This window comes from Burkholderia pseudomultivorans (genome assembly GCF_902499075.1).
Taxonomy (GTDB): domain Bacteria; phylum Pseudomonadota; class Gammaproteobacteria; order Burkholderiales; family Burkholderiaceae; genus Burkholderia; species Burkholderia pseudomultivorans.
This window is the reverse complement of record NZ_CABVPP010000102.1, coordinates 1-13,686: the sequence shown is the minus strand read 5'-3', so window position 1 is coordinate 13,686 and position 13,686 is coordinate 1. Positions and strand designations below refer to the sequence as shown.

13 protein-coding genes are annotated in these 13,686 nt (G+C 67.4%); 9 read left to right on the top strand and 4 right to left on the bottom strand.

Going from position 1 to position 13,686, the window contains the following annotated elements; all coding sequences use genetic code 11:
• The first annotated feature begins 337 nt into the window (after positions 1 to 337).
• From queA to secF, 5 genes are all read left to right on the top strand, one after another.
• On the top strand, positions 338 to 1,405 hold the full coding sequence (gene queA, locus BST28156_RS33775; protein ID WP_174904508.1) for a tRNA preQ1(34) S-adenosylmethionine ribosyltransferase-isomerase QueA: 1,068 nt from the start codon (positions 338 to 340) through the stop codon (positions 1,403 to 1,405).
• A 180-nt stretch (positions 1,406 to 1,585) separates the two neighbouring features.
• On the top strand, positions 1,586 to 2,779 hold the full coding sequence (tgt, locus tag BST28156_RS33770) for a tRNA guanosine(34) transglycosylase Tgt (protein ID WP_174904507.1): 1,194 nt from the start codon (positions 1,586 to 1,588) through the stop codon (positions 2,777 to 2,779).
• 223 nt (positions 2,780 to 3,002) lie between these two features.
• Entirely contained in the window at positions 3,003 to 3,326 is a 324-nt protein-coding gene (gene yajC / locus BST28156_RS33765; protein WP_006401647.1) for a preprotein translocase subunit YajC, read from the top strand.
• A 107-nt stretch (positions 3,327 to 3,433) separates the two neighbouring features.
• Entirely contained in the window at positions 3,434 to 5,458 is a 2,025-nt protein-coding gene (gene secD, locus BST28156_RS33760) for a protein translocase subunit SecD (protein ID WP_174904506.1), read from the top strand.
• Positions 5,459 to 5,474: 16 nt separating this feature from the next.
• The gene (gene secF / locus BST28156_RS33755) at positions 5,475 to 6,425 is read left to right on the top strand and encodes a protein translocase subunit SecF (protein WP_174904505.1); all 951 of its coding nucleotides are present in this window, start codon (positions 5,475 to 5,477) and stop codon (positions 6,423 to 6,425) included.
• 221 nt (positions 6,426 to 6,646) lie between these two features.
• Here secF and BST28156_RS33750 read toward each other — a convergent pair whose 3' ends face one another.
• The 4 genes from BST28156_RS33750 to BST28156_RS33735 all read right to left on the bottom strand — a co-directional run bounded on the left by BST28156_RS33750 (position 6,647) and on the right by BST28156_RS33735 (position 9,893).
• Complete coding sequence (locus BST28156_RS33750) at positions 6,647 to 7,924, bottom strand: MFS transporter (RefSeq protein WP_174904504.1); 1,278 nt, start codon at positions 7,922 to 7,924, stop codon at positions 6,647 to 6,649.
• Positions 7,925 to 8,118: 194 nt separating this feature from the next.
• Positions 8,119 to 8,700: a YceI family protein gene (locus BST28156_RS33745; protein ID WP_060244997.1), complete on the bottom strand. Its 582-nt coding sequence runs from the start codon at positions 8,698 to 8,700 to the stop codon at positions 8,119 to 8,121.
• Positions 8,701 to 8,763: 63 nt separating this feature from the next.
• Complete coding sequence (locus BST28156_RS33740; protein ID WP_060245068.1) at positions 8,764 to 9,324, bottom strand: YceI family protein; 561 nt, start codon at positions 9,322 to 9,324, stop codon at positions 8,764 to 8,766.
• Positions 9,325 to 9,332: 8 nt separating this feature from the next.
• The gene (locus BST28156_RS33735) at positions 9,333 to 9,893 is read right to left on the bottom strand and encodes a cytochrome b (protein WP_174904503.1); all 561 of its coding nucleotides are present in this window, start codon (positions 9,891 to 9,893) and stop codon (positions 9,333 to 9,335) included.
• 257 nt (positions 9,894 to 10,150) lie between these two features.
• Here BST28156_RS33735 and BST28156_RS33730 point away from each other — a divergent pair, with 257 nt between their 5' ends.
• The 4 genes from BST28156_RS33730 to BST28156_RS33715 form a co-directional block, all read left to right on the top strand.
• The gene (locus tag BST28156_RS33730; RefSeq protein WP_060244995.1) at positions 10,151 to 10,819 is read left to right on the top strand and encodes a paraquat-inducible protein A; all 669 of its coding nucleotides are present in this window, start codon (positions 10,151 to 10,153) and stop codon (positions 10,817 to 10,819) included.
• Positions 10,816 to 11,445 carry a paraquat-inducible protein A gene (locus tag BST28156_RS33725; RefSeq protein WP_060244994.1) on the top strand — a complete coding sequence of 210 codons (630 nt, stop codon included), beginning with the start codon at positions 10,816 to 10,818 and terminating at the stop codon, positions 11,443 to 11,445. The genes BST28156_RS33730 and BST28156_RS33725 overlap by 4 nt, the downstream gene beginning before the upstream one ends.
• Positions 11,438 to 13,057 (top strand): PqiB family protein, encoded by a 1,620-nt coding sequence (locus tag BST28156_RS33720; protein WP_174904502.1) that lies wholly within the window; start codon positions 11,438 to 11,440, stop codon positions 13,055 to 13,057. Before BST28156_RS33725 ends, BST28156_RS33720 begins: the two co-directional genes overlap by 8 nt.
• Positions 13,054 to 13,686, top strand: a 633-nt coding sequence (locus tag BST28156_RS33715; protein WP_174904501.1) for a PqiC family protein, incomplete at its 3' end; no start/stop codon positions are given. The genes BST28156_RS33720 and BST28156_RS33715, both read left to right, overlap by 4 nt.

Below are 13,686 nucleotides of genomic sequence, written 5' to 3'. Positions count from 1 at the left end.
GGCTGCGCGAGCCGTCCGTCGGCGCCGCGCTTCGGCCCGGCGCGGCGCTGCGCGACAGCCGGCGGCGCAGCGCGCGCGTCGTCGCCGTGCGACGGTAACGCGACCGCCTCCGTGTCGAACGGATCGGCGGAATCGGCAACTGCGGCGGAACGGCGTGGTGACACAGGCATCGGATCGTGAGGAGGCTTCGCAAGGCAAGTACAATAGCGGCTTTCACGTCGTCCGAACGAACGACGCCGGCCAGGCCGCGCATCCCGCCATCATAGCGGCTCGCGCGCCCCGATTACGCGTTTCCGCCCTGCCGGCGACGCCCGCCGGCCGTTTCGAACCAGCCCGCATGTTCACGCTTTCCGATTTCGATTTCAATCTGCCGCCCGAGCTGATTGCGCAAACCGCGCTGCCCGACCGCACCGCGAGCCGCCTGCTCGAGGTCGACGGCGCCGCCGAACCCGCGCGCCTCGTCGATCGCCGTTTCGCCGACCTGCCCGCGTGCATCGCGCCCGGCGACCTGCTCGTGTTCAACGATACCAAGGTGCTGAAGGCGCGCTTCTTCGGCCAGAAGGCCAGCGGCGGGCGGATCGAGGTGCTGGTCGAGCGCGTGACGGGCACCCACACGGCGCTCGCGCAGATTCGCGCGAGCAAGTCGCCGGGCGCCGGTACGACGCTGCGGCTCGCGGATGCGTTCGACGTGACGGTCGGCGAACGCGTCGAGCCGTTCTTCACGCTGCATTTTCCCGCGCCGTGCCTGACGCTGATCGAGCAGTACGGCCGGCTGCCGCTGCCGCCCTATATCGAGCACGACCCGGACGCGACCGACGAGACGCGCTACCAGACCGTCTATGCGAGCAACCCGGGCGCGGTCGCCGCGCCGACGGCCGGCCTGCACTTCGACGAGCCGCTGCTCGCGAAGCTCGACGCGATGGGCGTCGAGCGCGCGACGCTGACGCTGCACGTCGGCGCGGGCACGTTCCAGCCGGTGCGCGTCGAGAACATCGCCGAGCACAGGATGCACAGCGAGTGGTACGAGTTGCCGCAGTCGCTCGTCGACAAGATCGCCGCAACGCGCGCGCGCGGCCGCAAGGTGATCGCGGTCGGCACGACGTCGATGCGCGCGCTCGAAGCCGCGGCGCGCGACGCCGACGCGGCGGGCCGCCCGCTCGCCGCGACGCAGGCCGAGACCGACATCTTCATCACGCCCGGCTATCGTTTCCGCGTGGTCGACCGGCTCGTCACGAATTTCCACCTGCCGAAGTCGACGCTGCTGATGCTGGTGTCCGCGTTCGCGGGCGTCGAGACGATCCGCGCCGCGTATCGGCACGCGATCGCCGAACGCTACCGCTTCTTCAGCTACGGCGATGCGATGCTGCTCACGCGCCGCGACACGCCGGAGGCGGCGGGCGCGTAAGGCGCCGCACCTGCGACGGCCGACGCACGGCACGGCCGCCGCGGCGCCTTCGGCGGCGGCCCGCCGCTCGCCTGCGCCGCGCGCTACGATGGCGCACATCCATTCTTTCCGCCGCCGCTACCGCGGCGGCTTTTTCCAACTCGCGCCGGACTGTTTTCCGGTGGCCAGGAGCACCCCACGATGACCGACGGTTCATCCCACGATACGCACGCGCAAGAAGCCGCGCCCGCCCGCCCCGCCAACGGGCTCGAATTCGAACTGCTGACGACCGACGGCCACGCGCGCCGCGGCCGCGTGAAGCTCAACCATGGCGTCGTCGAAACGCCGATCTTCATGCCGGTCGGCACCTACGGCACCGTGAAGGCGATCCAGCCGCGCGAACTGCACGAGATCAAGGCGCAGATCATTCTCGGCAACACGTTCCACCTGTGGCTGCGCCCGGGCCTCGACACGATCGACGCACACGGCGGGCTGCACGGCTTCATGGGCTGGAACAAGCCGATCCTGACCGATTCGGGCGGCTTCCAGGTGTTCTCGCTCGGCGACCTGCGCAAAATCACCGAGGATGGCGTCACGTTCGCGTCGCCGATCAACGGCGACAAGCTGTTCCTGTCGCCGGAAGTGTCGATGCAGATCCAGAAGGTGCTGAACTCGGACATCGTGATGCAGTTCGACGAATGCACGCCGTACGCGACCGACAACGTGCCGACCACGCACAAGGAAGCGGCCGACTCGATGCGCATGTCGCTGCGCTGGGCGAAGCGCTCGCTCGACGAGTTCAACCGGCTCGGCAACCCGAACGCGCTGTTCGGGATCGTCCAGGGCGGGATGTTCGAGGACCTGCGCGACGAGTCGCTCGCGGGCCTGTCGGAGCTCGGTTTCCACGGCCTTGCGATCGGCGGGCTGTCGGTCGGCGAGCCGAAGGAGGACATGATGCGCGTGCTGCGGCACGTCGGCCCGAAGCTGCCGGCGAACAAGCCGCACTACCTGATGGGCGTCGGCACGCCGGAGGATCTCGTCGAGGGCGTCGCGAACGGCGTCGACATGTTCGACTGCGTGATGCCGACCCGCAACGCGCGCAACGGCTGGCTGTTCACGCGCTTCGGCGACGTGAAGATCCGCAACGCGACGCACAAGAACTCGCTGAAGCCGCTCGACCCGAGCTGCACGTGCTACACGTGCAGCAACTTCTCGCGCGGCTACCTGCATCACCTGCACCGCGTCGGCGAGATCCTCGGCGCGCAGCTCAACACGATCCACAACCTGCACTACTACCTGCAGCTGATGAGCGAGATCCGCGAGGCGATCGAGACCCATACGTTCGACGCGTTCCGCCAGCGCTTCGCGGAGGATCGCGCGAGAGGCGTCGACTGACGGCGCGGCGGCCCGTCACATCGGACGCGTACTAATTATTGCCACCCGACTGCCGGCCGAGGCCGCCAAAACATTACAATTACCTTTCCAAGCAAGTCGCAACGGCGTCGGTTCGCGCTTTAACAGCTTGATCCGAAAGCGCATTTGCCGCGCCGTTTGCGCATGGGGCCGGTGGTAGAATATCCGGCTTATTTTTCGATCTTCCCCTTACGGAGAGACCAACGTGCCGTTCATTTCCAACGCGTTCGCGCAAGGTGCCGGTGGCGCCGAATCGAGCCTGATGAGCTTCCTGCCGCTCATCCTGATGTTTGCCGTGCTCTACTTCATCATGATCCGTCCGCAGATGAAGCGGCAGAAAGAGCACCGCAACATGCTCGCGGCCATGGCCAAGGGCGACGAAGTCGTCACGAGCGGCGGCCTGGTGGGCAAGGTGACGAAGGTCAGCGAAGGCTACATCGGCGTCGAAATCGCCGAGGGCACCGAAATCACCGTGCAGAAGGCTGCCGTCACGACCATTCTGCCGAAGGGCACGATCAAGTCGCTGTAAGCCCTTCACCGAGCGTCCGGCCCCCCGCGCCTGCCCGCCGATGATCGCGCAGGCCGCCGCGGCGCCGGACGCGACGCTTTCACGCCAACCACCCGTTCGGCCCCCTCATGAATCGTTACCCACTCTGGAAATATGTCGTGATGGTCGTGGCGCTCGCCATCGGCTTTCTGTACACATTGCCCAATTTCTTCGGCGAAGCGCCGGCGGTGCAGGTGTCGAGCGGCAAGGCCACGGTCAAGCTCGACTCGACCACGCTGACCCAGGTCGAATCGGCGCTCGCGTCCGCGCAGATCACGCCGGACGACGTCACCTTCGAGAACACGGCGACCAACGCGAACATCCGCGTGCGCCTGAAGGACACCGATACGCAGCTGCGCGTCAAGGACCTGCTGCAGAAGTCGCTGAACGCCGACCCGAACGATCCGCAGTATGTCGTCGCACTGAACCTGCAGAGCGCGTCGCCGCGCTGGCTGACCGCACTGCACGCGCTGCCGATGTATCTCGGCCTCGATCTGCGCGGCGGCGTCCACTTCCTGCTCCAGGTCGACATGACGGGCGCGCTGACGAAGAAGCTCGACTCCGACGCGTCCGACGCGCGCACGCTGCTGCGCGACAAGAACATCCGCGACGGCGGCGTGAGCCGCGTCGATCAATCGGTTGTCGTCAACTTCAGCGATGCGCAGACGGCGGAAGACGCCCGCAAGACGCTCGCCGCGTCGATCACCGAACTGCAGTGGGCGACCCAGCCCGGCGGCGGCGGCACGCAGGTGGTCGGCACGTTCACGCCGGCCGTGCAGAAGGCGGTGGAAGACGCCGCGCTCAAGCAGAACCTGACGACGCTCCACAACCGCGTGAACGAACTCGGCGTGTCCGAGCCGATCCTGCAGCAGCAGGGCAGCGACCGTATCGTCGTCGAGCTGCCGGGCGTGCAGGACACCGCGAAGGCGAAGGACATCATCGGCCGCACGGCGACGCTCGAAGCGCGTCTCGCCGATCCGCTCAACACGCATCCGAACCCGAACGACCCCGTGCCGCCGGGCGAGGAGCTGTTCACGCAGGGCAACCAGGTGCCCGTGCTGCTGAAGAAGGACGTGATCTTCACCGGCGACCGCATCATCGACGCGTCGGCCGGCTTCGACGAGCATCAGCGTCCGTCGGTCAACATCCGCCTCGACTCGGCCGGCGGCCGCGCAGTGCGCGCGGTGTCGCGCGAGAACATCGGCAAGCCGATGGCGATGGTGCTGTTCGAAAAGGGCAAGGGCGAAGTGCTGACGGTCGCGACGATCCAGTCGGAACTGGGCGACCGCTTCCAGATCACCGGCCAGCCGACGCCGCAGGCCGCCGCCGACCTCGCGCTGCTGCTGCGCGCCGGTTCGCTCGCCGCGCCGATGGACATCATCGAGGAACGCACGATCGGCCCGAGCCTCGGCGCCGACAACATCAAGATGGGCGTGCATTCGGTGATCTGGGGCTTCTGCGCGATCGCCGTGTTCATGGTCGCGTACTACATGCTGTTCGGCGTGATCTCGGTGATCGGCCTGTCGGTGAACCTGCTGCTGCTGGTCGCGGTGCTGTCGCTGATGCAGGCGACGCTGACGCTGCCCGGCATCGCCGCCATCGCGCTTGCGCTCGGCATGGCGATCGACTCGAACGTGCTGATCAACGAGCGCGTGCGTGAGGAACTGCGCGCCGGCCAGCCGCCGCAGCTCGCGATCCAGGCCGGCTACGCGCATGCGTGGGCGACGATTCTCGATTCGAACGTGACGACGCTGATCGCCGGCCTCGCGCTGCTCGCGTTCGGCTCGGGCCCGGTCCGCGCGTTCGCGATCGTGCACTGCCTCGGCATCCTGACGTCGATGTTCTCCGCGGTGTTCTTCTCGCGCGGGATCGTCAACCTCTGGTACGGCGGCCGCAAGAAGCTGAAGTCGCTCGCGATCGGCCAGGTATGGAAGCCGGAAGGCGCCGCTGCCGACGCGTCGTTCGCCGCGGCCGACGCATCGACCGACACCGCGCGCGCCGCGAAGCTTGCCGCCCCCGCGAAGGGCAACGCGCCGCGCGCCGCCGGCAAGCCGCAGCTGCGCAACCGCGCGCAGCAGGGCGTGTCGCCGAAAAAACCGGGCTCGACCCAATAAGGCCCCGGAGAAGACCATGGAATTTTTCCGCATCCGTAAAGACATTCCGTTCATGCGGCACGCGCTGGTGTTCAACGTGATCTCGCTGGTCACGTTCCTCGCCGCCGTGTTCTTCCTGTTCCACCGCGGGCTGCACCTGTCCGTCGAATTCACGGGCGGTACCGTGATCGAGGTGCAGTACCAGCAGGCCGCGCAGCTCGAACCCGTGCGCGACACGCTCGGCAAGCTCGGCTACGCGGACGCGCAGGTGCAGAACTTCGGCACGTCGCGCAACGTGCTGATCCGCCTGCAGCTGAAGCAAGGCCTCACGTCCGCGCAGCAGAGCGACCAGGTGATGACCGCGCTGAAGGCGCAGAGCCCGGACGTCACGCTGCAGCGCGTCGAGTTCGTCGGCCCGCAGGTCGGCCGGGAGCTCGCGACCGACGGCCTGCTCGCGCTCGCGTGCGTCGTGATCGGCATCGTGATCTACCTGTCGATCCGCTTCGAATGGAAGTACGCGGTCGCCGGCATCATCGCGAACCTGCACGACGTCGTGATCATTCTCGGCTTCTTCGCGTTCTTCCAGTGGGAGTTCTCGCTGGCGGTGCTCGCGGCGATCCTCGCGGTGCTCGGCTACTCGGTCAACGAGTCGGTCGTCATCTTCGACCGGATCCGCGAGACGTTCCGCCGCGAACGCAGGATGAGCGTGCCGGAAGTGATCAACCACGCGATCACGACGACGATGTCGCGTACGATCATCACGCACACGTCGACGGAAATGATGGTGCTGTCGATGTTCTTCTTCGGCGGCCCGACGCTGCACTACTTCGCACTCGCGCTGACGGTCGGCATCATGTTCGGCATCTACTCGTCGGTGTTCGTCGCGGGCTCGCTCGCGATGTGGCTCGGCATCAAGCGCGAAGACCTGATCAAGGAAAAGAAGACCGCACACGATCCGGACGACCCGAACGCGGGCGCGCAGGTTTGAGCGCTGCTGCGTCGCCGCTTCGGTGAACGCGCAAAGCCGGTCCGACAGGGCCGGCTTTTTTCATGTTTCGTCGCACGGCGACGGCCGCGTTCACCGCCGGGATTGAAGCGTTGCCGCGGAGGCTGAAGCGTTGCCCTTCCCCGTCGCCTGCCGCATTGGCCGCACCACTGCCCGGCAGCCACAGCGATACCTCCGGCGCGCGCCGCGCCAACGGCGCCCTTTCACCGAAACCCGAACCGCCTGCGCAGCACCACCAGCGCCACGAGGCTCAGCACGGCCGCGAACATCAGGTAGAAGCTCGGCGCGGTGTTCATCCCGGTCGCCCTGATCAGCCACGCGATGATGAACGGCCCGAAGCCGCCGAAGATCGTCACCGCGACGTTATACGCGAGCGACATCCCGGTCGTGCGCGTCTGCACCGGGAACACCTCGGACAACAGCCCCGGCAGCGCCGCGAAGTAGCCGGTCATCAGGAACGCCAGCAGCACTTGCAGCGCGATCAGCGTGCCGAAGCCCGGATGCGCGACCAGGTACGCGAACGCCGGATAGATCAGCACGAGGATGCCGATCGCGGGCGCGAGCATCACGCGCACGCGGCCGTAACGGTCCGACCAGTGGCCGACGAGCGGCGCAAACACCATCTGGATCACGCCGACCACGAGGATCGCCGCGAACGCGGCGGACGGCGCAAGGCCGAGCTGCTTCACGCCGTAGGTCGGCATGAACAGCACGAGATAGGTGGCGACGGTGCCGAGCACGACCACGCCCATCGCGGCGGCGAGGCGCGCCTTGTGCGACGCGAACGTGTCGCGCAGCGGGCTCGTGCTGCTTTCGGCCGCGAGGAACTCGGGCGTCTCGTCGACCTTCTGGCGGATGTAGTACGCGACCGGCCCCAGCAGCAGCCCGAAAAAGAACGGCACGCGCCAGCCCCACGCCGCCATCTGCTCGGCCGTCAATTGCGCGTTCAGCACGGTACCGAAGCCGGCGGCCAGCAGCGTCGTCAGGCCCTGGCTCGCGACCTGCCAGCTCGCGAAGAAGCCGCGCCGCCCCGGCACGTGCTCGGCGAGAAACGCGGTCGCGCTGCCGAACTCGCCGCCGGCCGAGAAACCCTGCATCAGCCGCGCGGCGACCAGGATCAGCGGCGCCGCGACGCCGATCGTCCGGTAGGTCGGCAGCACCGCGATGATCAGCGTGCCGCCCATCATCAGCAGGATCGACAGCGTCAGCGCGGCCTTGCGGCCCGCGCGGTCCGCATACGCGCCGAGCACGATCGCGCCGAGCGGACGCATGAAGAACGACACGCCGAACGTGCCGAGCGTGAGCAATAGCGACACGGTGTCGTTGCCGGCCGGGAAGAACAGCTTCGAGATCGTCACCGCGAAGAAGCCGTAGACGACCAGGTCGAACCACTCGAGCGCGTTGCCGATCGACGCGGCAACCACCGCGCGCCACACGCGCGGCGACGAGTCAATGGAACGGGGCTGCGTGACGGCATGCATCGGCGATCTCCTTGTCGTTGTACGTTCTGTTCGAAGCGTCCGCTCGTGCGCCGCCGGCCCGCCCCGCGCGCCGCGTGCCACGACAGGCGCCCGGACGATTATAGGCGCGTAAAAAAACCGCCGCGCCTCCGTTCGAACGGAGGCGCGGCGGTTCGCGCGCGGCGCGCCGGCCGGCGGCCGGCCCGGTCGCAGCCTTACTGCTGCTTGACCGCTTCGGCCGTGATCAGCAGCTTCGTCTTCATCTTGAAGCCGTACTGCTTGCCGTAGTCGAGGCCGAAATCGTCGCGGTTGAATTCGCCGACCGCGTCGACGCCGCACACTTCACGCTTGAGCATCGGATGCGGCATGCACTTGAACGAGTCGATCTTCAGCGTCAGCGGCTTGGTGACGCCGTGCAGCGTCAGGTTGCCGACCACCGACACCGGCTTGTCGCCGTCGAACTTGATCGTGCCCTTGTAGTTCGCCTGCGGAAACTTCGCCGCGTCGAAGAAATCCGGCGTCTGCAGATGCTCGTCGAGCTTGGCGCTGCCGGTGTGGATCGACGCGATGTCGGTCGTCACGTCGACCGTGCCCGTCTTCGCCGCGCGGTCGAGCGTCACGGTGCCGCTGGTCTTGTCGAACTTGCCGCGCCAGACCGACAGGCCGCCGAAGTGGTCGGCCTCGAAGCTCGGGTACGTGTGGCTCGGATCGAACTGGTACGTCGCGCTTTCGGCGAAGGCCGAGAACGACAGCGATGCAGCCAGCGCGCCCGCGGCGATCATCAGATGCTTTTTCAACTCATTCTCCTTGGAACAGCGCCGCGCCCTCGCGCGGCATTCGGTGAAGCGTCGGGCCGCCGCTTACTTGGTGGCGACCAGATGGAACTTGATCTGCACTTCGTCGGCGACGACCGACGTGTCCTTCCATTCGCCGGTGCCGACGTTGAAGGTCGAGCGCTTGATCGGCAGCACGCCGTCGAAGGTCTGCGTCGCGCCGTTCTGCGTGACGGTGACGGGCACCGTGACGGTCTCGGTCTTGCCCTTGATCGTCAGCTTGCCGGTCACGTTGTACTTGTTGCCGCCGGCCGGCGCGATCGCCGACGACACGAAGGTCGCCTGCGGATAGGTCTTCGCGTCGAACCAGTCCTTGCCCGCGACCTGGTCGTTGTACATCTTGTCGCCGAGGTCGTAGCTGGCGACGTCGATCGTCATCTGCGCGCTGCCCTGCGCGGCCTTCGCCGGATCGAACTTCACCTGCGCGGAGAACTTCCGGAACGCGCCCTCGGTCGGCACGTTCATCTGCTTCGACACGGCGGACACCTTGCTTTTCGCGAGATCGACATCGGCGAGCGCCGCGCCCGACGCGGCAAGCGACGCCGCGGCGAACGCGGCCAGCACGGAGCGGGAGAAAGACACTTTCATGGGATCCTTCATTTGGCAAAGGGAAGCATCCGCGACAACAGGCCGTCGCGGTCCAACAGCTGATGCTTGAGCGCGGCGAGCACGTGCAGCGACACCAGCGCAAGCAAAATGTAATTCAAGGACACGTGAAGCGTCTTGAAGGTTTCCTTCAGCACCGGATCGGGATCGATCAGGCGCGGCAGCGGCACGATCCCGAGGTACACGACCGGGATGTTCGACGCCGAGCTGTACAGGTAGCCGGTGATCGGGATCACCAGCATCAGCACGTACAGCAGCATGTGCACGCCGTGCGAGCCCAGCCGCTGCCAGGCCGGCATGCTGACCGGCAGCGCCGGCGGCACGTGGGTCGCGCGCCACAGCACGCGCACCACCGCCAGCGCGAACGCGGTCACGCCGATCCACTTGTGCCACGAGAAGTACTTCAGCTTGGTCGGCGTGAAGCCGGGAATGTCCGTCATCACCCAGCCGAGCGCGAAGCCGCAGACGATCAGCAGCGCGATCAGCCAGTGCAGCGCGATCGCGGTCTGCGTGTAGCGCACCGGCTTGGCCGGCAGCGGATTCGATGCCATCTTGGGTTCCTCAGTTCAGCGAACGGCTGCGCCGGAATCGATCCGACGCTTGTCAAGGGCGCCATGCTACCGCAACCTTTTGACGCGCGCGGACTCTGAGGACAGACGCGCCAGCCGGACGCCCGTTTTACGCCATGTTACAAACCGGTCACACAACAGCCGGGCGTTGACACGGCCCAAAAAGCGTTTTGGTAAGATTGGCGCGGGTTCCGGCCCCGTCGACGTGTTCCCCCAGCCGTCGCGCAACCGCTTTTTCCATGCAACGACACGACCTGATTGCCTGTCACGAGTGTGACGCACTGTTGCACAAACCGCACCTTAGCGGCCGCGAAGTCGCGCGCTGCCCACGCTGCGACGCGCTGCTCTATCGCAACAGCGCCGCGCAGATCGAGCGCATCTGCGCGCTCGCGCTCGCGGCGCTGATCACCTTCGTGATCGCGCAGGCGTTCCCGATCCTCGAGATGGACGTGAACGGCAATCGCGTGCAGACCACGCTGATCGGCGCGATCGACTCGCTGTGGCACCAGGACATGGCGATCGTCGGCGTGATGGTGTTCTGCTCGACCGTACTGTTCCCGCTCGTCGAGATGGCCGCGCTGCTCTACCTGCTGCTGCCGATGCGCCGCGGCGTGATCCCGCCCGGCTTCAACGCGGTGCTGCGCGCGATCCAGCTCGTGCGTCCGTGGGGGATGATCGAGGTATTCATGCTCGGCATCCTCGTGACCATCGTGAAGATGGTCAGCCTCGCGCGCGTCGTGCCGGAAGCGGCGCTGTTCGCATTCGGCGCGCTCACGCTGATGATCGCCGTCGTGCTGATGTTCGACCCGCGCACGCTGTGGGACATCGCCGACGAGCTGCGCGCCCGGCGCGCGAGCGGCACGCCTCCGGGCGACGCGGCGTCGCTGCCGGAGGGCGCCCGCCGATGACGACGCCGACCGCCGCCCGCGAAGGCCTCGTCAACTGCCACGCATGCGGGCTCGTGCAGACGCTCGACGCGCCGCACGCGCACTGCGCGCGCTGCGGCACGGCGCTGCACTTTCGCATTCCGAACAGCATCATGCGCACCTGGGCGCTGCTGCTCGCGGCCGCGATCCTCTACATTCCGGCGAACCTGCTGCCGATCATGCGCACCGCGTCGATCGTCGGCTCGCAGGAAGACACGATCATGAGCGGCGTCATCTACTTCTGGGTGTCGGGCGACTGGCCGCTGGCCGTCGTCGTGTTCGTCGCGAGCATTCTCGTGCCGATGCTCAAGCTCGGCGTGCTGCTGATCCTCGCGATCAGCGCGCAGCGCCGCACCGCGTGGCGGCCGATGCAGCGTACGCGCCTGTACCGGATCGTCGAGCGCATCGGCCGCTGGTCGATGCTCGACATCTTCGTCGTGACGCTCACCGTCGCGCTCGTCCATTTCCGTTCGCTTGCCGTCATCACGGCCGGCCCCGGCGCGCTCGCGTTCGGCTCGGTCGTGATCCTGACGATGCTCGCGTCGATGCAGTTCGATCCCCGCCTGATCTGGGATCCAGTCGAAACCTCAGGGAAACACCATGAATAGTCCGCAAGGCCCGCAACACGACGAGTCCCGGCCGCCCGACCCGGTGATCTCGACGAAAACCGGCTGGCTGCCGTCGCTCGTCTGGCTCGTGCCGCTGATCGCCGCGCTGATCGGCATCGGCCTCGTGATCAAGTCCGTGCGCGAGCGCGGCCCGGAGGTCACGATCAGCTTTCACAGCGCCGAAGGGCTCGAGCCGGGCAAGACGCAGGTCAAGTACAAGGACGTCGAGATCGGCATGGTCAAGACGATCAAGCTGTCGAAGGACCTGTCGCGCGTGCTCGTGCAAGTGCAGCTGAAGAAGGAGGCCGAGGACTTCGCGGTCAAGGGCACGCGTTTCTGGATCGTGCGCCCGCGCGTCGGCGCGACCGGCGTATCGGGGCTCGGCACGCTGCTGTCGGGCGCGTACATCGGCGTCGACGCCGGCCGCTCGCAGGATACGCAGACCGACTTCACCGGCCTCGAGACGCCGCCGGCCGTCACCGGCGACCAGAAAGGCACGCAGTACGTGCTGCGCGGCGACTCGCTCGGCTCGGTCGACATCGGCTCGCCCGTCTACTACCGCCGCGTGCAGGTCGGCCAGGTGGTCGGCTTCTCGCTCGACAAGGGCGGCACGGGCGTCACGTTCAACGTGTTCGTCAACGCGCCGTACGACCAGTACGTCGGCATGAACTCGCGCTGGTGGCAGGCGAGCGGCGTCGACCTGCGGCTCGATTCGAGCGGCCTGAAGCTGAACACGCAGTCGCTCGCGACCGTGATCCTCGGCGGCATCGCGTTCCAGACGCCGCCGAACCAGGAAACCGGCGCGACCGCGCCGAACAACACGACGTTCCGTCTCGCATCCGACGAGGGCGACGCGATGCGCGCGCCGGACGGCCAGCCGCTGCAGGTCGTGATGAACTTCAACCAGTCGCTGCGCGGGCTCGGCGTCGGTGCGCCGGTCGACTTCCGCGGCATCGTGCTAGGCGAAGTCACGAACATCGGCATCGACTACGATCCGAAGACGAAGAACTTCACGATGCCGGTCACGATGAACGTGTATCCGGAACGCCTCGGCCGACGCTTCCGCGAGACGATCGAGAGCAAGGGCGAACCGGCCCGCCGCGAGATCGTCGAGCGCCTCGTCCAGCACGGGCTGCGCGGCCAGCTGCGCACCGGCAACCTGCTGACGAGCCAGCTGTACGTCGCGCTCGACTTCTTCCCGAAGGCGCCGCCCGCGAAGATCGACGTGTCGCATCAGCCGCTCGAGCTGCCGACCGTGCCGAACACGCTCGACGAACTGCAGCTGCAGGTCGCCGACATCGCGAAGAAGCTCGACAAGGTGCCGTTCGACCAGATCGGCGCGAACCTGAACAGCGCGCTGTCGAATGCCGACAAGCTGTTCAAGCAGCTCGACACGCAGGTCGCGCCCGAAGCGCGCGACACGCTGTCGGCCGCGAAGCAGACCTTCTCGACCGCCGAGGCGACGCTGCAGCAGGATTCGCCGCTGCAGTCCGACGTGCGCGGCGCGCTGAAGGAGCTCACGCGCACGCTGCAGTCGCTGAACGCGCTCGCGGATTATCTGGAGCGCCATCCCGAATCGCTGATCAAGGGCAAGCCAGGAGATCAACCATGACGACCACACGCGTGAACGGTCTCGCGAGCGGCGCGGCGGCCGTACTCGCCGCGTTCGCCGCACTCGCGCTCGCCGCGTGCAGCTCGCCGCCCGCACGGTTCTATACGCTGAGCCCGGCCGACGCCGCGGCGCCCGTGCGCACCGCGCCCGCCAATCCTGCGTTCCTGATCGAGGTGCCGTCGGTCGGCGTGCCCGAGCAGGTCGCGAAGAACCAGCTGGTCGTGCAGAAGAACGCCGCGCAGGTCGACGTGCTCGAGCAGGAACGCTGGGCGTCGCCGCCCGCCGACGAAATCCGCCGCGCGCTGTCCGACGATCTCGCCGCGCAGCTCGGCACGATCGACGTCGCGAATTCCGCCTATCCGCCCGGCGTGCCCGTGTATCGGATCAGCGTGAACGTGCAGCGCTTCGAGTCGTGGCCCGGCAAGCGCGCGGCGATCGACGCGGTCTGGAGCGTGCGCTCGCTCGCCACGCAGGCCGTGATGACGTGCCGCACGAGCGTCGCGGAGCCGGTCGCCGACGGCTACGATGCGCTCGTCGCGGGCCACCGGCGCGCACTCGACGTGGTCGCCTCGCAGGCTGCCGCCGGCGTGCGTGCGCTGGCCGCGCGGCGCAGCGCGGCCGCACCGGCC